The organism is Phytopseudomonas flavescens (assembly GCF_900100535.1).
Lineage (GTDB): Bacteria > Pseudomonadota > Gammaproteobacteria > Pseudomonadales > Pseudomonadaceae > Aquipseudomonas > Aquipseudomonas flavescens.
Window position 1 is genome coordinate 311,455 of sequence record NZ_FNDG01000005.1, and the last position, 21,528, is coordinate 332,982.

Genomic DNA, 21,528 nt, shown 5'->3' on the forward strand with positions numbered 1-21,528 from the left:
AATCAGCATTCGTTCTTGCAGGCTGCGCCATGATCAACCGTGCGACGTCCTCCACTGCGCCATCGCGCCTGCCACCGGTCGCACCGGGATCGGCGGCTACCCGTGGCGCGCCCGGCACGCCCCTGCAACAGGGCGGCGCGCAGGTGGCTGGCACCACGACGCAGCAGGTCTCCAGCTTCAATGCCGAGCTGAGCCAGGTCAGCATCAGCCTGCACAAACGCAACCTGCGCTTCAAGGCCCTGCAACTGCAGTCGCAGAAAGTGCTGCAGTACAAGCTGTACAAACAGTTGCTCACGACCCTCGAGTCGAAGGCCGACCTGCTGCGCCAGAGCGCCCGTACCGAGGGCGGTTTCAGGCAGGTTTTCGACAGCTCGCGGCACGACAACGGCCATGCGCTCGCCTTGCTGCGGATCGCCGAGCGCCAGGCGCTGCAGGAGCGCTCGTTCGAGGAGGCCAGGAAGCTGCAGGCGCTGCGCCTGCAGTTCGATGAGCAGCGTGCACAGCGAGCGCGTTCGCTGCGCACCCGGGTGCAGTTCTCCTCGACCCTCGCCGACCCCCGGCGCCGCGAGAGCGCCCGCAGCCTGTCCGGCAACGGCCAGGTGAACCTGCTGGAGCTGACCCGGATGGTCAGCGAGCGGGAGAACGGCGACGGCGACGGCGAACAGGACTTCGACGCCCAGCTCAGCGACCTGCTGGTGGAAACCAATCACCTGGTGGCCACCGCCCGGCCCAGGCAGCAGCAGGACGCGATGAAAAACATCGAGCGCACCAGCTTCCTGAAACAGTTCTATGGCAGCTGCGCCCACGTGCGCAACGAGATGCTGGCGAAGAACCCGGGGTTCGAGATGAAGACCTCCGCCTTCGTGAAGACCCTGCAGCAACTCATCAGCGACGGTATGCAGCCCAAGGAAACCCTGCAACTGGTGCAGAAGATCGGCGGCCGTCAGCTCGAACATCAGCTGGCCCTGGTCAATCGCCTGCTGGCCCTGCTCAAGGAGCTGAAGTACATGAACTGGAACGACAACAAGAGCCGGCAGAAGGCGCTGGACAACCTGCTGCTGCTGTCCACCGCGCTGGTCAACGAAGAACAGCGGCGCCTGCAGGAGGCACTCGGCTGATGGCCTACCTCATCCACGCCGCCAATCAGCTCGCCCTGGCCGCGATGCGCCGTTCGGAAATCGTCGGCGCCTTCGTGGTCCTGGCGATCATCTTCATGATGATCACCCCCATGCCGACCTGGCTGATCGACATACTGATCGCCATCAACATCTGCATTTCCTGCCTGCTGATCATGCTGGCGATGAACCTGCCGCGCCCCCTGGCGTTCTCCACCTTCCCGGCGGTGCTGCTGATCACCACCATGTTCCGCCTGGCCCTGTCGATCTCCACCACTCGCCTGATCCTCCTGGACCAGGATGCCGGGCACATCGTCGAAGCCTTCGGCGAGTTCGTGGTCGGCGGCAACCTGGCGGTGGGCACGGTGATCTTCCTGATCATCACCGTGGTCAACTTCATGGTCATCACCAAAGGTTCCGAACGGGTCGCCGAAGTCGGCGCGCGCTTCACCCTGGACGCCATGCCCGGCAAGCAGATGTCCATCGACAGCGACCTGCGCGCCAACCTGATCAGCGTCCAGGACGCCCGCTCCCGGCGCGAGGAACTGGCCAAGGAGAGCCAACTGTTCGGTGCCATGGACGGCGCCATGAAGTTCGTCAAGGGCGATGCCATCGCCGGGCTGATCATCATCGCCATCAACATGATCGGCGGCATCAGCATCGGCGTGATGCAGATGAACATGAGCGCGGGCGACGCCCTGCACATCTACACCATCCTGACCATCGGCGACGGTCTCATCTCGCAGATTCCCGCCCTGATGATCTCGGTGACCGCCGGCATCGTGATCACCCGGGTGCCGGATGGCAACCCGACGCCGCAGTCGAACATCGGCCGGGAAATCGCCGAGCAGCTGACCAGCCAGCCCAAGGTGTGGATCATCTCGGCGGTGGCCATGCTCGGCTTCGCCGCCCTGCCCGGCATGCCCACCGGGGTGTTCATCACCATCGCCCTGGTCTGTGGCTGCGGTGGCGTGCTGCAGATCTACCGGGACAAGCCGCCACCCGAAGGCGAGGAGGCGCAATGGGTGGCGCCGGAGCTCAACGGCGACGAAGACCTGCGCACCTTCAACCCCAGCCGCCAGTTCGTCCTGCAGTTCCATCCCAGTCAGGACCCGGAGCGCATCGCCGCGATCGTCAGCGAGATCCGCCAGCGCCGCAACCGCCTCGTCGTGCAGTACGGCCTGACCCTGCCCTCGTTCATCATCGAACAGACGGAGCAGATCCCCGAGGACGAATTCCGCTTCTCGGTCTACGAGGTACCGATGATGCGCGCCACCCTGAGCCACAGCCATGTGGCGGTGGATGCCCAGGCCCTCGACCGACTCGAGCTCGACGAGCTGATCCCCGGCAGCGTCGAGCGCCAGGAAGGCCAGTGGGTGTGGATGCCCGCCGATTCGCCGGTCCTGCAGAACGCCGAGCTGGAACAGGTCAGCGCCATGACCCTGATCATCGAACGCATGGAGCGTACCCTGCACGCCTGCGCCCCGCAGTTCATCGGCCTGCAGGAAACCAAGGCGATTCTCGGCTGGCTGGAGTCCGAGCAACCCGAACTCGCCCAGGAAATGCTCCGCGTCCTGCCGCTGGCACGCTTCGCGGCGGTACTGCAGGGGCTGGCCGCCGAGTGCGTGCCGCTGCGTTCGGTCCGAGTGATCGCCGAAACCCTGGTCGAGCACGGCCAGCACGAACGGGACATCGCCATGCTGGTGAACTACGTGCGCATCGCCCTGAAATCGCAGATCTACCACCAGTACGCCAGCGCCGAAGGCCTGGAGGTCTGGCTGCTGACCCCCGAGAGCGAAGGCATCCTGCGCGATGGCCTGCGCCAGACCCAGACCGAAACCTTCTTCGCGCTGAGCGACGCGACCAGCCAGTTGCTGCTCCAGCACCTGCACATGGCCTTCCCGCAGCGCGCCAGGGAACGCGCGGTGCTGCTGGTGCCGCAGGACCTGCGCAGCCCCCTGCGCATCCTCCTGCAAGAGGAGTTCTATCACGTGCCCGTGCTGTCCTTCGCGGAGATCGGCAGCTCGGCACAGGTCAAGGTCCTCGGTCGCTTCGAACTGGAGGAAAGAGCGGCCCTTGAAAGCGAGCAATACGCATGAACGAATCCGCTAACGACCTGTTTGAACTGCGCGTGCTGAACGGCCTCCATCAGGGCGCGGCACTGCCGCTGATCGGCGAGCAGTGGGCCATAGGCGCCGACGACACCCTGGATCTCGCCCTGCACGATGCGGGCGTGCAGCACCGGCACTGCCAGTTGCAGCGCGACGGCGAACGGTGGAGTCTGGAGGCGGCGGATGGCCGCCCCGTTGACGTCGAAGGGCATTCGCTGGCCGAACTGCAGCCCAACGCCCCGTTCGCCCTCGGCTCGGTCTGGCTGTGCCTGGCGCCCGCCGCAGCGCCCTGGCCGAACCTGCCGGCCACCACCAGCGGGGATGGCGCGGATGACCGGCCAGGTGAGCAAACGCCGTTGGTCGGCCCCGCCACCCCACGCGGCGCGCTGCTCGGGCGCGCTGCCTGCATCACCCTGGGCGTGCTGCTGGGCGTGGTGGGCAGCGCCTGGAGCCTGAGCAGCGCGACCCTGGCGCCGAGCGAGCCGGCCCCCGCGGCAAGCGCACCGGCCAGCACGGCAGCCCCGGCCAAGGTTCCCGATACTCGGCAGGCCATCGATGCGCAGAGCGCCGCGCGGCTGCTCAAGACCATGCTCAGCGAGCGTATGCTCACCGCGGTCAGCCTGGAGCATACCCCCCAGGGCCTGGCCCTGAGCGGCACGCTGAAGAACGACAGCATGCGGGTCTACGAACGCATGCTGCAGCGTTTCAACGCGCAGCACCGGATCGATTTCAAGCTCGACGACCGGGTGCTCAGCGGCAACGGCGGCCTGCCCTTCGCCATCACCCAGATCATTGGCGGCAGCAACGGCCACCTGGTGATGGCCGATGGTCGGCGCATGTACATCGGCGACAGGATCGACGGCGTACGCCTGGTGCAGATCGACAATGGCCGCATCCAGTTCGATGGCGAACAGCAGCTGGAGGTGAGCTGGTGAGCACGCTCGCGGCGCTGCAGCAGTGGGAAGGCCGCCAGGCCATCCGCCTGGGCGCGTTCAGCGCGGTACGCGTCAGCGGCAAGGTCACCGCGGTCAGCGGGATCCTGCTCGAGTGCCAGGTACCGGCCGCCAAGGTGGGCGACCTGTGCGAGGTGGTCAAGGCAGACGGCAGCCACATCCTCGCCGAGATCGTCGGTTTCACCCGCGACTGCACGCTGCTCAGCGCCCTGGGCACGCCGGACGGCATCCAGGTGGGCGCCACCATCAGGCCCCTGGGCATCGCCCACCGCATCGGGGTCGACGAGGACCTGCTCGGCTGCGTGCTGGATGGCTTCGGCCGCCCACTGCTGGGCGATACCCGGGGCGCCTTCGCCGGCGCCGACGATACCCGCCCGAGCGTCGCGGTGATCAGCGACGCCCTGCCACCGACGCAGCGGCCACGCATCAGCACGGCGTTGCCCACCGGCATCCGGGCCATCGACAGCGCCCTGTTGCTCGGCGAGGGACAGCGGGTCGGGCTGTTCGCCGGTGCCGGCTGCGGCAAAACCACCCTGATGGCCGAGCTGGCGCGCAACATGGGCTGCGACGTGATCGTCTTCGGCCTGATCGGCGAACGCGGCAGGGAACTGCGTGAGTTCCTCGACCACGAACTGGATGAGACGCTGCGCAAGCGCTCGGTACTGGTCTGTGCCACCTCGGACAGGTCCAGCATGGAACGGGCCCGCGCAGCCTTCACGGCCACGGCGATCGCCGAGGCATTCCGGGCCCGCGGCATGAAGGTACTGCTGTTGATCGACTCCCTGACCCGCTTCGCTCGCGCGCAACGCGAGATCGGCATCGCCGCCGGCGAGCCGCTGGGGCGCGGCGGCCTGCCGCCCTCGGTGTACACCCTGCTGCCGCAGTTGGTGGAGCGCGCGGGCATGAGCGAGCGCGGCTCGATCACCGCGCTGTATACCGTGCTGATCGAACAGGACTCGATGAACGATCCGGTCGCCGACGAAGTGCGCTCCCTGCTGGACGGGCACATCGTGCTGTCGCGCAAGCTGGCCGAGCGCGGCCACTATCCGGCCATCGACGTCCCCGCCAGCATCAGCCGGGTGCTGAGCAACGTGGCCGGCGCCGAACACCAGCGCGCGAACAACCGCCTGCGCCGGCTCATGGCCGCCTACCGTCAGGTCGAGATGCTGCTGCGCCTGGGCGAATACCAGCCGGGCGCGGACCCGGTCACCGATTGCGCCGTCGAGCTGAACGGCGCCATCAACCACTTCCTTCAGCAGGACCTGCGTGGCCCCTGCTCCCTGGACGAGACCCTGGCGGCGCTGAACCAGCTGACCGACCGGTTACCGGAGTGAGCGTGGACGACGAACTGGAAATCGACCCGCAACGCGCTTCGCTGGAACAGGCCATCGCCTTGCTCAAGCCGCTGCGCCAGCATCGCCAGGCGCGCGCCGAGCGCCAGCAGCGCCAGGCCCGGCAAGCCTTGCAGCACAGCTGCGAGCAATTGCTCGAGGCCGAGTCCCGGCTGAGCGAGCAGAGCGACGCGCAACGGGTCCGCCGGGCGCGGCTGGCCAGCGAGCACCTGCAGCAGAGCATGGGCTTCGAGGAGGTCGGCCGCTGGCATGATCGCGAACGCCGCATGCTCGACCAGTTGGCCATGCTGCGCCATGACGTGCACCGGCAGCAGGCGCTGATCGAAGAACGCCAGGCACAGTTGCAGCACGCCTGCACGAGCGCCAGCCAGGCACAACGTGCCGTCGAGAAACTCGCCTGCCTTGCCGAGGCCCTGAACGATGAAAGCTGAAAGCCCCCCCGCCCCGCCCCGTCGCCCCCAGCCCGCCCCACAGCCGCAGCCGGGTGCGCCAGCAGCGGCCCAGCCGCGGCCAGCCGGCGCAGGCGTGCAGAACGCCAGCCTGCTGCGGCGTGGCGAAATCGACCTGCGCTCGCTGATCCAGGGGCTGGAGATGCCCAGTTCGACGCTCATGGCCGACGGCACGGTATTCGCGCAACTGATCCAGCCGGCACGGCCGGTTTCGGACGAGGGTTCCGGGCTGGGTGGGGGCAGCGCTGCCATGGCGGCCAAGCCCGATGCCGTGGGTGCGCAACTGATCGAAGAGCTCGCGCAACGCCTGCCCCTCGCGCCACCAGGTGCTTTCACCGCTACCCTGCTGATGCCGAACCTGGGCAAGGTCCAGGTGCGCGCCGGCAAACGTGAGGGCCATTGGGACGTGGAACTGGGCTTCACCCGTCGCGAGACCTTCGAACGCCTGCATGGGCAACGGTGCGCCTGCGAGGCCGCCCTGGCCGTCGCCCTGGGCAGCCCGGTGCAACTGGCCCTGCTCGACGAGGCACGGCCGTGAACAGGCTGGCGCTGCGCCAGGTGACAGCACGGCAGGCCCAGGCCACCCGTGCCCTCGGCGCGGGCGTCAGCGCAGCCTTCCACGCCCGCGGCCTGGCGGGCGAGCTGTGCCTCGTGCCCCTGTCGGCGCAGGCGGCGGCTGCGCCGGGCACCTGGTTCGACAGTGCCATCGGCCCGCTGCACCTCAGCGATGCCGGTGCCGTGCTGAGCCTGCTGGGCGAATTGCCAGTCAGTGTCGCCGGCGCGCCCCAGGCCTGGTACTGGCAGGCGCTCAGCCAGCAGTTGAGCCCGCTCATCGCCGAGTCCCTGAGCCCGCTGTCGATGCGCGAGAGCGCCCCGCAGGCCGAGGCGCAGCTGCGGTGCACCCTGCGCGTGAGGCTGGGCGAGGAGATCGTCCATGCCCAGTTGGCAACCTCTGCCGAGACCCTGCTCGACTGGCTGCAGGCGCCACTGTGGCAACCCCGGCGGCGCCCCTTCCCGGCCACGCTGGAACTGCATGAGCCCCTGATCGTCGGCCTCTGCGAACTGAGCGGCGAGCAACTGGCGACGCTGCGCCCCGGCGACGTGGTGATACCGAGCGAAGCGCGCTTCGACTGCGACGGCCACGGCGTGGTGACGCTCGCCGAGCGCCGCTGGATCGCGCAGACACAGGCGTGCGGGGCGCGCCTCCTCCTCAACCTGGAAGCCGATAGCCATGACCAGTGATACCCCTGCTGCGGACCTCGAGATGCCATATGCCGATGAGGCGCCTGCCCATCCCCAGGACGCGCCAGCGAGCGAGCCCGGCGTCGACGAATCGCTACAGGCGCCGGACCCCGAGGACGAACTCGACCCGCCGGCGCAGCCACAGGCCGAGGCGGACGAGGACCGGCACCCGTCGCTGCAGCCGTTGTCGCGCCTGCCCCTGGCCCTGACCCTGCGCTGCGGTTCACTGCGCCTGAGCCTCGAGCAACTGCAGCGGCTCGACAGCGGCGCCGTGCTGGAGGTGCAGGGCGTCACACCGGGGCAGGCCTGGCTGTACAACGGCGAACAACCGGTCGCCGAAGGCGAACTGGTCGACGTCGGGGGCCGCCTCGGCCTGCAGATCACCCGGATGGCATCGCTGACATGATTCTCGACGGGATGAACCCGGTTCTCCTCGCCCTGTTCCTGGGTGGCCTGTCGCTGGTGCCGTTCCTGCTGATCGTGTGCACCGCGTTCCTGAAGATCGCCATGACGCTGATGATCACGCGCAACGCCATCGGCGTTCAGCAAGTACCGCCGAACATGGCCATCTACGGCATCGCCCTGGCAGCCACGATGTTCGTCATGGCCCCGGTGGCCCATGAAATCCAGAAGCGTCTCGAACACGCCCCCCTGGACATGTCGACGACGCAAAACCTGCAGGAAAGCGCGGGCGGCATCATCGATCCGCTGCGGCAGTTCATGACCCATAACACAGACCCGGACGTGGTGACCCACCTGCTGGAAAACACCCACCGCATGTGGCCCAGGGAAATGGCCGAGAGCGCCAGCAAGGCGGACCTGCTGCTGGCGATCCCGGCGTTCGTGCTGTCCGAGCTGCAGGCGGCCTTCAAGATCGGCTTCCTGATCTACATCCCGTTCATCGTGATCGACCTGATCGTTTCCAACCTGCTGCTGGCGCTGGGCATGCAGATGGTCTCGCCGATGACCATCTCGCTGCCCCTCAAGCTGCTGCTCTTCGTGCTCGTGGACGGCTGGACGAAGCTGATCGACAGCCTGTTCCTTTCCTACATGTGAGGTCGCCATGGAAGCGTTGGCGCTGTTCAAGCAGGGTATGTTCCTGGTGGTCATCCTGACCGCCCCGCCGCTGGCCGTCGCCGTCCTGGTGGGGGTGGTCACCTCGCTGCTGCAGGCCCTGATGCAGATGCAGGACCAGACCCTGCCGTTCGGCCTCAAGCTGGCCGCCGTGGGCCTCACCCTGGCCATGACCGGGCGCTGGATCGGCCTGGAGCTGATCCAGTTCATCAACATGGCCTTCGACCTGATCGGCAGAACCGGCGGGCCGCGCTAGATGCCATGGGACGCGCAGAGCGCTTTCGAACTGCTGCTGGGCATCGGCCTGGCGGCGGCGCGCCTGCTGCCCTGCATGCTGCTGGTGCCGGCCTTCTGCTTCAAGTACCTGAAAGGGCCGCTGCGCTATGCGGTGGTGATCGCCGTGGCCCTGCTGCCCGCGCCGTCGATCAGTGACGCGCTCACCGGCCAGGAGGCGAACCTGGGCTGGATCGTCGGCCTGCTGCTCAAGGAGGTGGCCCTGGGCGCCCTGCTCGGCGTGCTGCTGTACATGCCCTTCTGGATGTTCGCCTCGGTGGGCGCCCTGCTCGACAGCCAGCGCGGCGCGCTCAGCGGCGGCCAGATCAACCCCGCCCTGGGCCCGGATGTCACGCCCATGGGCTTGCTGTTCCAGGAAGCCATGATCATGCTGCTGATGGTGATCGGCGGGCTGCCGCTGATTCTCCAGGTGATCTGGGACAGCTACCTGATCTGGCCCCCCACGGCCTGGCTGCCGGTTCTCACCCAGGACGGCCTGAGCGTCGTGCTCGACCAGTTGAGCCGGACCCTGCACCACATGCTGTTGTATGCCGCGCCGTTCATCGCGGTGTTGCTGCTGATCGAAGCGGTGATGGCGATCATCAGCCTCTACGCGCAACAGCTGAACGTATTCATCCTCGCCATGCCCGCCAAGAGCATCGCCGGGATCGCCTTTCTGCTGATCTACCTGCCCACCCTGCTGGAGCTGGGCAGCGGCGAGCTGCAATACCTGAAGGTCATCGGCAGCCTGCTCGGCGCTATCGTCCAGGTGCCCGCGCCATGAGCGAAAAGACCGAAAAGGCCACGCCCAAGCAACTGCGCGATGCCCGCGAGAAAGGCCAGATCGCGCAGAGCCAGGACATCAGCAAGCTGCTCATCCTGCTGCTGGTCAGCGAGGTGACACTGGGCCTGGCGAACGAGAGCGTGGAGCGACTCAAGCAGTTGATCGAATTGTCGGTGAACGCCACCCAGCAGCCCTTCGAGCGGATCGTCGAGCAACTGCTCAGCGAAGCCATCGCGGTGATGCTGCCCTTTCTGGCCCTGAGCGTCGGCCTGGCGATGCTGATGCGCCTGGCCGCCGGCTGGGGGCAGTTCGGTTTCCTGTTCGCGCCCAAGGCACTGCAGGTCGACTTCAACAAGCTCAACCCCTTCGCCCAGCTCAAGCAGATGTTCTCCGGGCAGAACCTGAGCAACCTGCTGATGAGCGTGCTCAAGGCCCTGGCCATCGGCTACACCCTCTACCTGCTGCTCGAACCGGAACTGCGCACGCTGATCCTGCTGGCCAACTCCGATCTCGACACCTACTGGCAGTCGCTGCTGCAGGTGTTCCAACACATCCTGCGGATAACCCTCGGGTTGCTGCTGGTAATGGCGGCCATCGACTTCGGGCTGCAGAAGTTCTTCCATGCCAGGCAGCTGCGCATGAGCCACGACGACATCAAGAAGGAATACAAGCAGTCCGAGGGCGATCCCCACGTCAAGGGCCAACGCCGCCAGTTCGCCTTCGAGATTCTCAACCAGGAACCCGAAGCCGCGCCACGTTCGGTGCAGGACGCCGACATGCTGGTGGTCAACCCCACCCACTATGCCGTAGCCCTGTTCTATCGACCCGGCCAGACGCCCCTGCCACTGATCCACTGCAAGGGCGAGGACGACCACGCCCTCGCCCTGATCGCCGAGGCCAGGCGCGCCCGGGTGCCGGTGGTGCAGAGCGTGTGGCTGGCACGCACCTTGTACAAGGTACGGACCGGCCACCACATCCCCAGGCCCACGCTGGAAATGGTGGCGCAGATCTACCAGTTGGTGAAACAGCTTGACGAGGTCGACGACCAGATCATTCGCACCGATCACCTTTAGGGGCTGTTAACGCTACCGCGCAAGCCGCGTTGCTGCGCAAAATCTCGCCAGGCCGGGCGGCGATCCGCTAGGCGGAGGACGCAGGGAATGGACTAGCCGTCCGCGTTTTCCCTTGCCAAGTCCTCCAACAACGCATGGCGAGATTTTTCGCGCAACCCATAGGGCCGTGCATGAAACGTCGACAGCCTCCCGTGCCGCATCACCCATGCAATGCCGTAGCGGAGCGAACCGGCTGAGCACGCGCTCGCTGTACGCCGGTCATGGGCTGGCATCAGCGCGCTCCCTGCCGGGCCGTACAACGTCCCGCGACGGGCGAGGCCCGGGTCGAATGCTGAGGGGCGGACGGAAGCCTCGCCGATACCGACGAGCGCCGTTCGCTCAGGCTGGAAGGTGTTCCAGCCCGGCCAGACTGAGTTGCTCCTGGCAGATGCGATCCAGAGACGGGAGGTCCGCGTACTGGTCAGGCACCGCATGCCAGACCACCAGTTCGCGTTGCAGGTTGAGGAACAGAAAGTACTGGTCGTAGCGGTCGGCCTCGCAGAAACGCCGGGTCAGGGTCGCCCGCAACTGGTCGGGCGCCAGGGCATCCACCTCCACGTGCAAGGCGATGCCCCAGCGTCGATGTTCGTTGCGACTGACAAAGGCCACACCGCTGGCAAGCGGCCAAACCGCACTGCGCTCGGCAGCGGCGTGTTCGAGGAAGGTGCGCTTCTCCGTGGCCTGTAACATCCTCAGTTCTCCAGCGGTGTGACGGTATGGTCGAGATCGCCTTGGCGATCCTGCTCATTGAGCCCCTGGCGCATGTCCTCGGGCCACCAGATCACCAGGCTGCGGGGGGTGGAATCAGGCCGCTTGCAGGCCTGCCCGGAACAGCCCCTGGGGCTGGCGCAGCCCGCCAGCAGGGCGAATATCGATACAACAGCCAATGCACGAAAGATCATCATTCCTCCTTATTTGCGAAGCAGCGAAGGGCGTAGCTCGAGCGACGGATCCAGGGCCTTGGCCTGGCGCATGGCGATGAACACTTCGCTCTCCTCGCCAGGCTGCAGCCAGGCGCGTGGCCAGGCGCTGACACCCAGCACCCAGCGACCGCCACAGCGACTTTCATCGATGCGCAGGGGCATGTTCGAATCGTTGCGTACCGCCACCACGGCCACGCCCCAGTCCTTGCGGACGAACCATTGGGACTGCTCGCCATTGATCGAGAGCCCCGGGTCGAAGCTGCACAGGGTGTCGTGCTGGAACGAGGCCCTGGCGGCCGTGAAACCAGGCGGCAAGGCGCCGCTGACCAGTTGTTCCAGCACCTGGCGGATGTCGTTGCGGGTCGGTCGCTCGGCACCACCGCGACGATCCTCGATCGCCTTGACCTGGCGATCCAGGTCATGGGGGTTGGCGTGCTGTACATAGCGGGCCGGGTTGACCTGGTCGCCGATCAAGCGCGGGGTGAGGATGAACAGCCGCTCGCGCTGGGTGTACTCACGGCTGCGGGACTGGAACAACAGCTTGCCGATGACAGGGATGTCGCCCAGCAGCGGGATCTTGCTCAGCCTGTCGTTGGCCTCGACACCGTGGAACCCGCCGATCACCAGGGAGCCATGTTCGGCGATCACTGCCTGGGTGCTGACGTTGCCCCGGCGCACGGACGGTTGCTCCTCCTTGATCTGCGACTCGACGATCTGCCCGTCCTCGATGTCGACGATCAGCTGGACCTGGGAGCGCCCATTGTGATTCAGCGAACGCGGAATGACCTGCAGGCTGGTGCCCGCGGTGATCGGCGCGATGTTGGCGACACGCTCGGCCAGGGCGGTGAGGTACTCGGTGCGGCTGAAATCGATGACCGCCGGCTGGTTCTCCAGGGTCAGGATCGAAGGGTTGCCGATGATCGATGCCGCACCGTTGCCTTCCAGCGCTCTCAGGTCGGCGGAGAAGCGCCCCGCATCCTGGATGAACAGGGTCGATGGCGCCCCCGGCTCGAGGAGACTGGCGCCGCCACTCACGCCGCCCGAGGTGAGCGACCAGCGGCTGGACAGCTCGGCCAGCTCGTTGCGGTCGATGTCGAGAATCACCGCGTCGATCTCGATCACGTTGCGCGGAACGTCCAGCTGGGCGATGAGCCCCTGGTACATGGCCTTGCGCGCCGGCAGGTCGTAGATCAGCACCGCATTGTTGCGCACGTCGGCACTGACCCGGATCTTGCCTCTGCGCTCGCGGTTCTTGCTACTCGAGGATGGCATCGGCGCCAGGCCGACCATGGAATCCAGATCGGCGCCATAGCCGGAGCCTTCGAACCCCGAATTGGTCAGCGCATCCTGGACCAGAGAGGACGTGTCGCGGCTGCCGGCACCAACCCGCAGCCCATTCAGGCTCGCCCCCGGATCGACAACGCCCCGCGTGCCGGTCTGCGAACGGGCGTCCAGCAGCTCCTGGAGAATCCGCGCGACACCGGCCACCTGCAGCTCCTGATCCCGGTAGCGGATGGTGCGATCGGCGACGTTGGCGTACTTGAGCGGGAAGACGATGACGTCCTGCTTCTCCGCCTCTTCCGGCTCTTCGGTCTTTTCGCCGTAGTCCCGGATGAACTGCACGTATTTGGCCGGGCCGCGTACCAGCACCGCGCCCTCGTCGGGCAACAGCCCCCAGCCGAAGCGTGGATCGAGCAGGCCGATCTTGCTCAACGCGGCCTCGAGGTCGTCGACCGCCTCCGAGGACACCTCGATGCGAGCCGAGGTCTGCTCCTGGGTCGGGCTGACGTACAGGGTGTCGTTGAAGACGAACCACTGGAAGTGGTATTCGCGCCCCAGCCGATCAAGAAACCCCTGGGGATTGTCGGCACGGATGCGTCCGTCGATCACGCCATCCATGGGCGGCATGTCGAGCGCCAGCCCGAACTCCCGGGCGAAATCGCCCAGGGCGGTCATCAGCTCCGCCTGCTGGGCGTCATAGGCATAGGCCGTGCGCTTCCAGCTTTCCGGCGGGAGCGCGTGTGCAGGCATCGCGACAACGAAAAACAACCACGGTAGCCATCTCAGGGCCTTGTGCATCTCTCACTCCTGCTAGCGGGCTTCGATGCCCTTCAGGTTGGACGGGGTGGAATCGAACGGGTGGGCACTGGCCAGGCTGAGCATCGCAGCACGCTGGTTGGCCAGGTTTTCCAGGCATGTCAGGATCTGCGAGGCCTCGGCGGGCGCAGGCAAACACTCGACCAGCATCAGGGCATGGGCCTGGGGATCGAAGGCCAGGGCGCCCTGACAGCCACAGGCCAGGCCCGCGCCGGCCTCGCCCAGCAAGGCACCGATACGCGCGGGATCCCAGCCCTGGCAGATTTCCAGGCTGCAGCGCAGGCCGCCGCCGAGCAGGCTGATCTGGAACTGGGCGTCATCGACCCAGCACTCGAGGCTGGCCTGGCAGCCCTGGCCGCACCATGCCTCGAATGCCTGGGTGAATTCACTGTATGCCATCGATGATGGCTTTGGTCAGGCCATGCTGGGCACGCAGCTCCTCGCCGACCATGGCGCCGGTCAACTGCGCGCGGCGGGCGGCATCGTTGTAGGCATTGATGTCATCCACGCAGGCCGTGTCCATGGCCTGGTGCAGAGCATCCATCATCCCCTCCTTGGCCTCCTTGTTGACACGGTCCAAGCCGTTGCGCAGTGCGTTGATACTGGTCATGCCTGATCTCCTTGTTGATGTGGATGCAGCTGTGAATGCGCCGCCGCGTCCGCCGCAGACTGGCCGGTGAGCGAGCGGCGCAAGGCGTCCCAGTCGATCTCCAGCGCCCCCTGGGCGTGGCTGAGGCGCAGTGCCTGCAACGCGACCTGCGGGCTCTCCCGTACGCTCCAGAGGCCGGCGAGCGACGAGTCGTCCAGCCAGGCCCGCACCGCTTGTGCCTGCTGCGGATGACAACTGAGCGTAGCCGTGGCATGGGCAGCCGGGCTGTCGGAAAGATTGCCCAGCAAGGCGCGGATACGCTGGGTGAGATCCGTGTCGTCGAGCAGCCGGCCCAGGGCCTGGCCCAGCAGGCGATCGAGACTGGCCAGCACCTCGTGCTGGAGCGCCGCATTGTCGTCGGCGAACGCCTGCAACTGGCGATTCGCCTGCTCCCAGAAAGCCGCCTGGGCGCTCTGCAGATAGTGCCGGCACTGATCCTGCGCGGCCTGCAGCAGTTCATCCGCCTGTTGCCTGGCCTGATCGAGCACCTGGTCGGCGCGCAGCAGCTCGTGGACGGTCTCCCGACGCAGGAGCGGCTCGTGCAGCACCTGCTCGGGCATCGCCAGCCTACGCCTGACCAGCATGCTCACCTCCCTGGGACACACGCCAGAGCACCGCCGACCACAGCGCGTCGAGCCGGTTGCCCGGCAGACCCTGCGGCAGACCGTCGAGCGCCACGGACGGCCACTGCAGCCTCGCCCGCGCCCAGCGCTGCGGCCCGACCCAGGCGCCCAGCAAAAGCCGCGCATCCACCGTCCCGGCGGGCAGCCAGAGCCCGGGGCGCAACGCCTTCGCCAGGCTGCGGCACCAGTGCTCATCCGCGCTCGACAACGCGCCGCCAGGCCGCGACGGGGCGCATATGCCCTCGACCAGATGCAGGGTGAACAACTGCTCGGCGTGGGACAGGCCTATCCAGCGCAACAGGCCCTGGTGAGGCTCGGGAGGCTGCGCCAGCTGCACCGCCCGGCTGTCGGCGATGCACGCGTGGCGGCTGATGGGCGCGCGGAAGGCCAGGGCCGCGAGTTCGCCGCCGCTGCAGACGTTCCACCCCGCTGAAGCGGGGTCGCCAGCCGCGTACCACCAGCGAATCCAGCCGGCTGTCAGCCCGTCCATCAGGTACGACTCGGCAAGGTGGTGGGCGGACGCCGCGGCGCAATCCGCGAAAACAGCGCCTGCCGCCAGTCGGCACGGGTGACCAGAACGAGCACCAGCGACAGCAGGATGAGCAGCCCCGGGGCGATCCACAGGACCCGCTGCCAGAAGCCCAGCTGGTGCTCCTCGAGCAGGAAGGGGCCGAACTTGACCAAGGGCTCGGCGTCGTCGAAGGCCGCTGCCGGTACGAAGACGATGGAAAACTTTGCGGAATCGGCACTGGCCGTGTCGGCCATGCCGGGGATACTGCTGGCCACCATCATCTGGATACGCTGGCGCACCGCGTCCGGCTCCAGACGCTCGGAATGCTTGATGAACACCGCTGCCGATGCCGGCTGCACCGGCTCCCCCGGGGCGATCCGCTCCGGCAGCACCACATGTACCCGGGCGACGATGACGCCATCGATCTGCGACAACGTCGACTCGAGTTCCTGGGACAGGGCATAGATGTAACGCGCCCGCTCCTCCAGCGGCGTGGAAATGACCCCCTCTTTCTTGAAGATCTCACCGATGCTGGTGCGTGCGCGCCGCGGCAGGCCGGCGGATTCCAAGATACGAATGGCGCGGTTGGTGTCGGCGCGGTCCACGGACACGACGATGCCGCTCTTTTCCGTGCGCTTGCCGGTGTCGATCCGGTAATCGCCCAGGGAAGCGATCACGTCGTTGGCATCCTGTTCGGACAGCCCGCTGAACAGGTCGGTCTGCTCGCTGCAAGCGGCCAGCATCAACACGCAGAACCACAGGGCAAGTCGCTTTTTCACGGGCCGGCCTATTGCATGTTAGTGAGTTTTTCGATGGCCTGACCACCCTTGCCGATGGCTTTGGTGGTCACCGCCATCTCGAGTGAATAGCGAGACAGCGCTCTGCTCACGTCGGATATCGACGAGGGATCATTGACGTTGATCACCTCCTTCATACCGCGCTTGGCGTCCTGGGTCAGTTGCTCGAACGAGCCCATGCGCCCGCCTACCGCCTCGGCCAGGAAGGTTCCGCTGCGGGTCGGTTCGTCGGCACCACGATCACGCATCAGCGAGGCGAACAGTTCGATGTCCGCTCGGGAAGGTTCGTTGACCAACCCCTGTTCGAGCTCGACCACACCTTTCTTGGCGACATTCTTGAGGTCATCGATTCCCGAGATACTCATTGGGCAAATCTCCAGTGCTGGCTCGGCGTGCACAGCGCGACGCCGTCATGGGTTCGGCTCCATGCATCCCTGTATGGAGCCCGCGAAGGTATCGATCAGACCTGCTGCTGCCTGCCACCTCCGGGCAACATCTGATTGACGATCGAGTCGGCCGCTTCCGCCGCGCCTTGACCAAGGCTCTGCGTGTCGAGTTTCTTGCTGAGGTTCTGCAGCTCGTCCATCACGCCGCCAATCGCCTCGCTCAGTTGCTTGAGGATGTCGCCACCGGCCTGGGCCGGCGCACCGGACGGACTGCCCAGTCCGCCGGCACCGCCCAGCGAATCCTGCCCCGACTGCGTCCCCGGGCCCATGCCCCCGCCAGGCACCTGCCCGGAAGCCCGCGCATCGAGCTGTTGACCGATCATGTCGATGGCCGACTTGAACGCATCGGTCTCACTTTTGTCGAGGTGCTTGTTCTCGATCAGCTCCTTGCCCCATGAACCGGAATGCGGTGGTGGAAACTGCTTGGGGTTGGCATCCATGAACTTGGCGACATCCATCATCATGCCGGCGTCTTTCTGTTCGAACGTCGAGCCCTGCCCGTTGGCCTCGGGCTTGAGCATGCCATCCAGGGACGACTTGGCCAGGCCGCTGAGCACCTGGTCCATCAGGTTCGAGCCACCCTGCTGGCCCATGCCCGGCGCGCCACCTGCATTACTACCCGCGCCGCCGCCAGCTGGCGACTGGCCGAAATCCTTGCCGAGCTTCTCACCGATCAGCTGCTCCAGCAGCTTGGTCAGCAGTTGCTGCAGGTCACCGCCTTGCGCGCCAGCACCGCCCAGGCCACCACCCGGTCCACCCAGACCGCCGCCCTGGCCACCCTGGCCGCCGAGCTTGTCGTTGACCATCTGCCCGAGGCCGGAATCGCCGCTGCCGGCCTTCATCAGCAGTTGCACCAGTTGCTTGATGACGTCGTCCAGGCCCTGCGCCTGGTTCTGGCCCATGGATTTGTCGGAGAAACCCACCCGGTTACTGGTATCCAGGGCCAGGTTGTTGCTTATCATGTTCATATCGGCTCTACGCCCCCATTAGGATGAATAGGCAGTCACGCACCTCGGCAGAGGTCTCAGTACTGGATACCCTTGCCGGCGGTAATGGCGGAGCTGATGCTCTTGTTGGCGGTGTCCTGCGCCATCGACTTGATACCGTCGGCGGCGGCGACATCGGCGTTCTTGCGCGCGGCCTCGCTGACGACCGCCTTGCGCTGGGCGCCGGCCTTGTCATCCAGTTCGCCTTGCTTGACCGTTTCATCGAGCGTCTTGTTGTTGGTGCTGGCGTTACGGAGCGCGTCCGCGCCATCCTGGCGCGAGCCGATCTCGTTGAAATTCTGCAGGCCGTTGTTGAAGAAGTTCTGGATACCGGTAAGAGACATGGCTTCTATCCTCTGTATGTGGTCACAACGCTTATCGTTGTGCAGAGTGGGTGGCGTCGGGCCTCCAACGGTTCCGCCAGCGGGGCAAACTTTTTCCGGGCGATAGCCCATCACACATCCAGATCCTTCATCCGCTGATAGAGCGTGCGGCGAGGAATATCCAGCTCGCTGGTAACCGCTGCGATGCAGTGATCATTGCGCTTGAGCGACTGCTGGATCAGGCTCTTTTCGATCAGCCGCAGCTGACGCTTGAGGCCGGTGTCCGAGAACTCGTCGGGGTCATCGTCGATCAGCGGCATGCCCAGCACATGGCGGCGGGCAGCCGACTTCAGCTCGCGATAATTGCCGGGCCAGTCGTGATTGAGCAGCAGCGCCTCCACCCGGTCATCGATTTCGGGCGCAGGCATGTTGAGTTCCACCTCGGCATTTTCGACCAGGTGCCTGAATACCTCGGCAATGCGCTCGGGTCGCTGCCGCAAGGGCGGTAGACAGAGGCTCATCACGTTCAGCCGAAAATAAAGATCGCGCCGGAACAGGTTGCGCTCCATCAAGTCTTCCAGGGATTTCTGCGCGGAGGCGACGATGCCGATGTCCAGCGATATGGCTTTCGTCGACCCCAGGCGTTCGACCTGCCGGCTCTCCAGTATGCGCAGGAGCTTGACCTGCAGGCTGACGGGCATGCTGTCGATCTCGTCGAGGTACAACGTTCCCCTGTGCGCGGCTTCGAAATACCCGGCACGATCACGCTCCGCGCCAGTGAACGCGCCAGCCGAGACGCCGAACAGTTCGCTCTCGAACAACGACTCGGGAATCGCTGCACAATTCACCGCGATGAAAGGCCCACGTGGCCTGGAGAGTTTGTGCAGGTGCCGGGCCACCGTATCTTTGCCGGTCCCGGTCTCACCCAGCAGCAAGATGTCGATACCCAACTCGGAAATGCTCTGCCCCAATACGTCCAAACTCGAAATTCCATTTTCGAGCACAATCAGCTCAAGAGCGGACTCCATACCTTATCCCCGACAGATCGAATGCCATCGGCGGTTGATCAATGAACTGCAGATCGCTCGCTCGCAAGACCGGTTGTGCATGCCAACTCTTTCATGCGGTGATGCAGGGTTCGTCTCGGCACGCTGAGTTCCTTGGCAACCGCCTCCAGACGCCCCCCATGGCGTTGCAATGCATCGGTGATCAGCGCCTTTTCGACCCGCTTCATCTGCACCCTGAGCGCTGTACTATGCTGGCTGTTACCCAGGGTCACGATGCCCGAGTTCAAGGGAGAGATGCCCATCACGAAACGCTTCGCCGCGGACTGCAATTCGCGAACGTTTCCGGGCCAGGGGTGGCTGAGCAAGCGCATGGCGGTGTCGGGATCGAGGGCTTGCGAGTCCCGCTTGAGGCTGGTGGCTGCCGCCTGAACGAAGCTTTCGAACAGCGGCAGAATCTGTTCGCGACGCTCGCGCAGGGGAGGAAGGCGAACGGTCACCGCGTTGAGGCGAAAGAACAGATCGCTTCGAAAACGCCCCTGTTTGACCAGGCTTGCCAGGGGCCGTTGAGCCGATGCGATGACCCTGAGATCGAGCGGGATGAAATGCGTGCTGCCCAGGCGCCCCACACCGCGCTCCTCCAATACCCGCAAGAGTTTTGCCTGCAAGGACAGCGGCATGCTGTCGATTTCGTCGAGATACAGCGTGCCGCCATCGGCGGCCTCGATGTAACCCTGCCTCGCACGCAATGCGCCGGTATAAGCGCCACTGGTGGTACCGAACAATTGGCTTTCTGCCAGTGACTCTGGAATGGCCGCGCAGTTGAGGCCGACAAACGAGCCAGCACGCGCGGAATGCTTGTGAATGCGTTTGGCCAGGGTATCCTTGCCGGTTCCGGTTTCCCCTTGGAGCAGAATGTCGACGTGCAGGCATGCCGCGGACAGGGAAACGCCTAATTCCAATGCCTCACTGGAACAATTGCACTGCCCCTGGCACTTAGAGATCGTTCTTATCATTAAAGCCTCTCACAGTCTCTGCCTACATGCGATGGGCTGCCCTCGACGGACGCGCGTGAGCAGGCCCTTAAAGCAGCACGGGCGTTGCAATGCGCAAACGCCAATCGAATAATCGCCTTCAGCATTATCATTGTTGTTGAGGTAGACATTAAACTGCACTTCCCTCGGCTCAGCCATCTGCGTGGCATGGCGCAATGCCAACTCACTCCTTGCCCATGTACAGACTGGCCAACACTCAATCAGTTCAAAAATAGAATGAAAATCCACAATCCGACAAAGTGCTATACCGCTGGTCATTTTCGACCCCGCCGAACAGAACAATTGCAGGAAAAGTGCTCTACAGCTGTATGTCGGCGGAGCGCTACCGACAGAAGCCACGCCTGCCAGCCCGCAATTAAGTGAACTGCGTCACACTTCCAGAATACAGATGTGCATGATCTTTAACGAGCAAGCCTCCGTTCACACAAAGGCAACTTCCACACGACTCAATCAATCATCAGCGAACACCCGGCAGCGGTGTTCGCAGCATTAGGGAACGACCGTGAAACAATCCAGCACACCGGCAGGGAAACGCATTCGAAGCCTCTGCCCAACGCGCACCCTGGAGCGCCCGCATCGCTCTACACCGGCTATTACGGCGCTCCAGGTGTCCGACAGAATGCGCGTGGGGTCATCCGCTGTCTTCGGCCACCAGCGTTGTCTACGGTTTTGGAAAACAACGGCACCCTGCTGGCACCACAGAGCGCAATAATAACGGCCCGGCATTACCGTGACGACGAGGGTAACTGACTTTTATATACGCAGTGGTTCCATAAGCGACTGCCTCGCGGCCGAAAACTTGTTGGTCAATGGCCCGCCGCACTAGTCATTTAGTTAATGACCATTGGAAAACAGCCAACACACACGATATTAAACATAGGATGGAGCGATATCATCGCTACTTTTATCGTGGGCAACTAACAACCCAACTAAGGTGCGGACACGCCCTCGCAACGGACAGCAATCACCGGCATTGCGAATCAACTTGCGGTATCGAGAAGTTCACACTGCATCGGTCGATGCGATTGCCATGAAGGACTATCCGTCGATCAACTGTTCATCGTGCGCCGCCCTGTTGCGAACAACCAGTTTCCCGAACTAAGGCCAGCGCCGAAGAGTGGCCTCGTCTCGGTACTGAGTGCGTTCGATAAACCTCTCCACGGGGCATATCCCTATAAGTACCCGGGAGCGGTCAAGACACTGCCGGTTTCCGGCAGTGTGCGAACACTCAGTCTTCGTTCATTCGCGAGTGGGTGCGGGTGTCCTTCATGGTGATGTACACCAGCAGCGAGCAGGCGATGCAGCCGGTGACGTACCAGTAGAAGCCGCTTTCCATGCCCACGCTCTTGAACCACAGCGCCACGTACTCGGCGGTGCCGCCGAAGATCGACACCGTCAATGCGTAGGGCAGACCGACGCCCAGGGCGCGAATCTCGGTGGGGAACAGCTCGGCCTTCACCACCGCGTTGATCGAGGTGTAGCCGCTGACGATGATCAGCGCCGCCATGATCAGGAAGAACGCGCCCCACCAGCTCTGCACGGTGTGCAGGGTGGTGAGGATCGGGTAGGTGAACAGCGTGCCCAGCACGCCGAAGGCGATCAGGATCGGCCGTCGCCCGACCTTGTCGGACAGTGCGCCGACCAGCGGC

Annotated in this window: 26 protein-coding genes; 12 read left to right on the forward strand and 14 right to left on the reverse strand. The window is 65.1% G+C overall.

Features of this window, described 5'->3' with window-relative positions; genetic code table 11:
- The first annotated feature begins 29 nt into the window (after nt 1-29).
- From BLR94_RS09190 to sctU, 12 genes are all read left to right on the forward strand, one after another.
- On the forward strand, nt 30-1,118 hold the full coding sequence (locus BLR94_RS09190; RefSeq protein WP_084304447.1) for a TyeA family type III secretion system gatekeeper subunit: 1,089 nt from the start codon (nt 30-32) through the stop codon (nt 1,116-1,118).
- Complete coding sequence (gene sctV / locus BLR94_RS09195; protein ID WP_084304448.1) at nt 1,118-3,214, forward strand: type III secretion system export apparatus subunit SctV; 2,097 nt, start codon at nt 1,118-1,120, stop codon at nt 3,212-3,214. Before BLR94_RS09190 ends, sctV begins: the two co-directional genes overlap by 1 nt.
- Nucleotides 3,211-4,161, forward strand: coding sequence for an FHA domain-containing protein (locus BLR94_RS09200; RefSeq protein ID WP_244158119.1), 951 nt, complete (start codon nt 3,211-3,213; stop codon nt 4,159-4,161). The genes sctV and BLR94_RS09200 overlap by 4 nt, the downstream gene beginning before the upstream one ends.
- Nucleotides 4,158-5,513, forward strand: a complete 1,356-nt coding sequence (locus tag BLR94_RS09205) for a FliI/YscN family ATPase (RefSeq protein WP_084304449.1) — start codon at nt 4,158-4,160, stop codon at nt 5,511-5,513. Before BLR94_RS09200 ends, BLR94_RS09205 begins: the two co-directional genes overlap by 4 nt.
- 2 nt (nt 5,514-5,515) lie before the next feature.
- Nucleotides 5,516-5,962 (forward strand): type III secretion protein, encoded by a 447-nt coding sequence (locus tag BLR94_RS09210; RefSeq protein WP_084304450.1) that lies wholly within the window; start codon nt 5,516-5,518, stop codon nt 5,960-5,962.
- Between the two features lie 94 nt (nt 5,963-6,056).
- On the forward strand, nt 6,057-6,518 hold the full coding sequence (locus BLR94_RS09215) for a type III secretion system HrpP C-terminal domain-containing protein (RefSeq protein ID WP_244158120.1): 462 nt from the start codon (nt 6,057-6,059) through the stop codon (nt 6,516-6,518).
- Nucleotides 6,515-7,222: a hypothetical protein gene (locus BLR94_RS09220; protein ID WP_084304451.1), complete on the forward strand. Its 708-nt coding sequence runs from the start codon at nt 6,515-6,517 to the stop codon at nt 7,220-7,222. The genes BLR94_RS09215 and BLR94_RS09220 overlap by 4 nt, the downstream gene beginning before the upstream one ends.
- Nucleotides 7,212-7,628, forward strand: coding sequence for a FliM/FliN family flagellar motor switch protein (locus tag BLR94_RS09225; RefSeq protein WP_244158121.1), 417 nt, complete (start codon nt 7,212-7,214; stop codon nt 7,626-7,628). The genes BLR94_RS09220 and BLR94_RS09225 overlap by 11 nt, the downstream gene beginning before the upstream one ends.
- Nucleotides 7,625-8,278 (forward strand): type III secretion system export apparatus subunit SctR, encoded by a 654-nt coding sequence (sctR, locus tag BLR94_RS09230; RefSeq protein ID WP_084304452.1) that lies wholly within the window; start codon nt 7,625-7,627, stop codon nt 8,276-8,278. The genes BLR94_RS09225 and sctR overlap by 4 nt, the downstream gene beginning before the upstream one ends.
- 7 nt (nt 8,279-8,285) lie before the next feature.
- Nucleotides 8,286-8,552, forward strand: coding sequence for a type III secretion system export apparatus subunit SctS (sctS, locus tag BLR94_RS09235; RefSeq protein WP_084304453.1), 267 nt, complete (start codon nt 8,286-8,288; stop codon nt 8,550-8,552).
- A complete protein-coding gene (sctT, locus tag BLR94_RS09240) occupies nt 8,553-9,353 on the forward strand; it encodes a type III secretion system export apparatus subunit SctT (protein ID WP_084304454.1) in 801 nt (266 codons plus the stop codon).
- Nucleotides 9,350-10,426, forward strand: a complete 1,077-nt coding sequence (gene sctU / locus BLR94_RS09245; RefSeq protein WP_084304455.1) for a type III secretion system export apparatus subunit SctU — start codon at nt 9,350-9,352, stop codon at nt 10,424-10,426. The genes sctT and sctU overlap by 4 nt, the downstream gene beginning before the upstream one ends.
- Before the next feature lie 378 nt (nt 10,427-10,804).
- Here the strand turns inward: sctU and BLR94_RS09250 are convergent, their stop codons facing one another.
- The 14 genes from BLR94_RS09250 to BLR94_RS09315 all read right to left on the reverse strand — a co-directional run.
- The gene (locus BLR94_RS09250; protein WP_084304456.1) at nt 10,805-11,155 is read right to left on the reverse strand and encodes a type III secretion protein HrpV; all 351 of its coding nucleotides are present in this window, start codon (nt 11,153-11,155) and stop codon (nt 10,805-10,807) included.
- A 2-nt stretch (nt 11,156-11,157) separates the two neighbouring features.
- Nucleotides 11,158-11,370, reverse strand: coding sequence for an HrpT family type III secretion system protein (gene hrpT, locus BLR94_RS09255; protein WP_090423681.1), 213 nt, complete (start codon nt 11,368-11,370; stop codon nt 11,158-11,160).
- A 6-nt stretch (nt 11,371-11,376) separates the two neighbouring features.
- On the reverse strand, nt 11,377-13,467 hold the full coding sequence (gene sctC / locus BLR94_RS09260) for a type III secretion system outer membrane ring subunit SctC (protein WP_084304458.1): 2,091 nt from the start codon (nt 13,465-13,467) through the stop codon (nt 11,377-11,379).
- Nucleotides 13,468-13,479: 12 nt separating this feature from the next.
- On the reverse strand, nt 13,480-13,884 hold the full coding sequence (locus BLR94_RS09265; protein WP_084304459.1) for a hypothetical protein: 405 nt from the start codon (nt 13,882-13,884) through the stop codon (nt 13,480-13,482).
- Nucleotides 13,871-14,095, reverse strand: a complete 225-nt coding sequence (locus BLR94_RS09270; protein WP_084304460.1) for a type III secretion protein — start codon at nt 14,093-14,095, stop codon at nt 13,871-13,873. Before BLR94_RS09270 ends, BLR94_RS09265 begins: the two co-directional genes overlap by 14 nt.
- Nucleotides 14,092-14,718 carry a type III secretion system stator protein SctL gene (gene sctL / locus BLR94_RS09275; RefSeq protein ID WP_167359732.1) on the reverse strand — a complete coding sequence of 209 codons (627 nt, stop codon included), beginning with the start codon at nt 14,716-14,718 and terminating at the stop codon, nt 14,092-14,094. The genes BLR94_RS09270 and sctL overlap by 4 nt, the downstream gene beginning before the upstream one ends.
- On the reverse strand, nt 14,702-15,247 hold the full coding sequence (locus BLR94_RS27505; RefSeq protein WP_167359733.1) for a type III secretion protein: 546 nt from the start codon (nt 15,245-15,247) through the stop codon (nt 14,702-14,704). Before BLR94_RS27505 ends, sctL begins: the two co-directional genes overlap by 17 nt.
- The gene (sctJ, locus tag BLR94_RS09285; RefSeq protein ID WP_084304463.1) at nt 15,247-16,047 is read right to left on the reverse strand and encodes a type III secretion system inner membrane ring lipoprotein SctJ; all 801 of its coding nucleotides are present in this window, start codon (nt 16,045-16,047) and stop codon (nt 15,247-15,249) included. The genes BLR94_RS27505 and sctJ overlap by 1 nt, the downstream gene beginning before the upstream one ends.
- A gap of 8 nt (nt 16,048-16,055) precedes the next feature.
- Nucleotides 16,056-16,430, reverse strand: coding sequence for a type III secretion system inner rod subunit SctI (gene sctI / locus BLR94_RS09290; protein WP_084304464.1), 375 nt, complete (start codon nt 16,428-16,430; stop codon nt 16,056-16,058).
- A 95-nt stretch (nt 16,431-16,525) separates the two neighbouring features.
- Entirely contained in the window at nt 16,526-17,479 is a 954-nt protein-coding gene (locus tag BLR94_RS09295) for a hypothetical protein (protein ID WP_084304465.1), read from the reverse strand.
- A 56-nt stretch (nt 17,480-17,535) separates the two neighbouring features.
- Nucleotides 17,536-17,841: a type III secretion system major pilin HrpA gene (locus BLR94_RS09300; protein ID WP_084304466.1), complete on the reverse strand. Its 306-nt coding sequence runs from the start codon at nt 17,839-17,841 to the stop codon at nt 17,536-17,538.
- Nucleotides 17,842-17,951: 110 nt separating this feature from the next.
- Nucleotides 17,952-18,848: a sigma 54-interacting transcriptional regulator gene (locus tag BLR94_RS09305; RefSeq protein ID WP_084304467.1), complete on the reverse strand. Its 897-nt coding sequence runs from the start codon at nt 18,846-18,848 to the stop codon at nt 17,952-17,954.
- 38 nt (nt 18,849-18,886) lie between these two features.
- Nucleotides 18,887-19,840 (reverse strand): sigma 54-interacting transcriptional regulator, encoded by a 954-nt coding sequence (locus BLR94_RS09310; RefSeq protein WP_084304468.1) that lies wholly within the window; start codon nt 19,838-19,840, stop codon nt 18,887-18,889.
- A gap of 1,267 nt (nt 19,841-21,107) precedes the next feature.
- Nucleotides 21,108-21,528: MFS transporter (locus tag BLR94_RS09315; protein ID WP_139207429.1), on the reverse strand; the 421-nt coding region annotated here is incomplete at its 5' end.

Coding starts and splice junctions, on each gene's coding strand:
- sctU (WP_084304455.1), top strand. CDS start 9,350: ATGAGCGAAAAGACCGAAAAGGCCACGCCCAAGCAACTGCGCGATGCC.
- sctR (WP_084304452.1), top strand. CDS start 7,625: ATGATTCTCGACGGGATGAACCCGGTTCTCCTCGCCCTGTTCCTGGGT.
- sctL (WP_167359732.1), bottom strand. CDS start 14,718: ATGCTGGTCAGGCGTAGGCTGGCGATGCCCGAGCAGGTGCTGCACGAG.
- BLR94_RS09200 (WP_244158119.1), top strand. CDS start 3,211: ATGAACGAATCCGCTAACGACCTGTTTGAACTGCGCGTGCTGAACGGC.
- sctV (WP_084304448.1), top strand. CDS start 1,118: ATGGCCTACCTCATCCACGCCGCCAATCAGCTCGCCCTGGCCGCGATG.
- sctS (WP_084304453.1), top strand. CDS start 8,286: ATGGAAGCGTTGGCGCTGTTCAAGCAGGGTATGTTCCTGGTGGTCATC.
- BLR94_RS27505 (WP_167359733.1), bottom strand. CDS start 15,247: ATGGACGGGCTGACAGCCGGCTGGATTCGCTGGTGGTACGCGGCTGGC.
- BLR94_RS09300 (WP_084304466.1), bottom strand. CDS start 17,841: ATGTCTCTTACCGGTATCCAGAACTTCTTCAACAACGGCCTGCAGAAT.
- BLR94_RS09270 (WP_084304460.1), bottom strand. CDS start 14,095: ATGACCAGTATCAACGCACTGCGCAACGGCTTGGACCGTGTCAACAAG.
- BLR94_RS09305 (WP_084304467.1), bottom strand. CDS start 18,848: ATGGAGTCCGCTCTTGAGCTGATTGTGCTCGAAAATGGAATTTCGAGT.
- sctC (WP_084304458.1), bottom strand. CDS start 13,467: ATGCACAAGGCCCTGAGATGGCTACCGTGGTTGTTTTTCGTTGTCGCG.
- hrpT (WP_090423681.1), bottom strand. CDS start 11,370: ATGATGATCTTTCGTGCATTGGCTGTTGTATCGATATTCGCCCTGCTG.
- BLR94_RS09250 (WP_084304456.1), bottom strand. CDS start 11,155: ATGTTACAGGCCACGGAGAAGCGCACCTTCCTCGAACACGCCGCTGCC.
- BLR94_RS09265 (WP_084304459.1), bottom strand. CDS start 13,884: ATGGCATACAGTGAATTCACCCAGGCATTCGAGGCATGGTGCGGCCAG.
- sctT (WP_084304454.1), top strand. CDS start 8,553: ATGCCATGGGACGCGCAGAGCGCTTTCGAACTGCTGCTGGGCATCGGC.
- BLR94_RS09225 (WP_244158121.1), top strand. CDS start 7,212: ATGACCAGTGATACCCCTGCTGCGGACCTCGAGATGCCATATGCCGAT.
- BLR94_RS09190 (WP_084304447.1), top strand. CDS start 30: ATGATCAACCGTGCGACGTCCTCCACTGCGCCATCGCGCCTGCCACCG.
- BLR94_RS09310 (WP_084304468.1), bottom strand. CDS start 19,840: ATGATAAGAACGATCTCTAAGTGCCAGGGGCAGTGCAATTGTTCCAGT.
- BLR94_RS09295 (WP_084304465.1), bottom strand. CDS start 17,479: ATGAACATGATAAGCAACAACCTGGCCCTGGATACCAGTAACCGGGTG.
- sctI (WP_084304464.1), bottom strand. CDS start 16,430: ATGAGTATCTCGGGAATCGATGACCTCAAGAATGTCGCCAAGAAAGGT.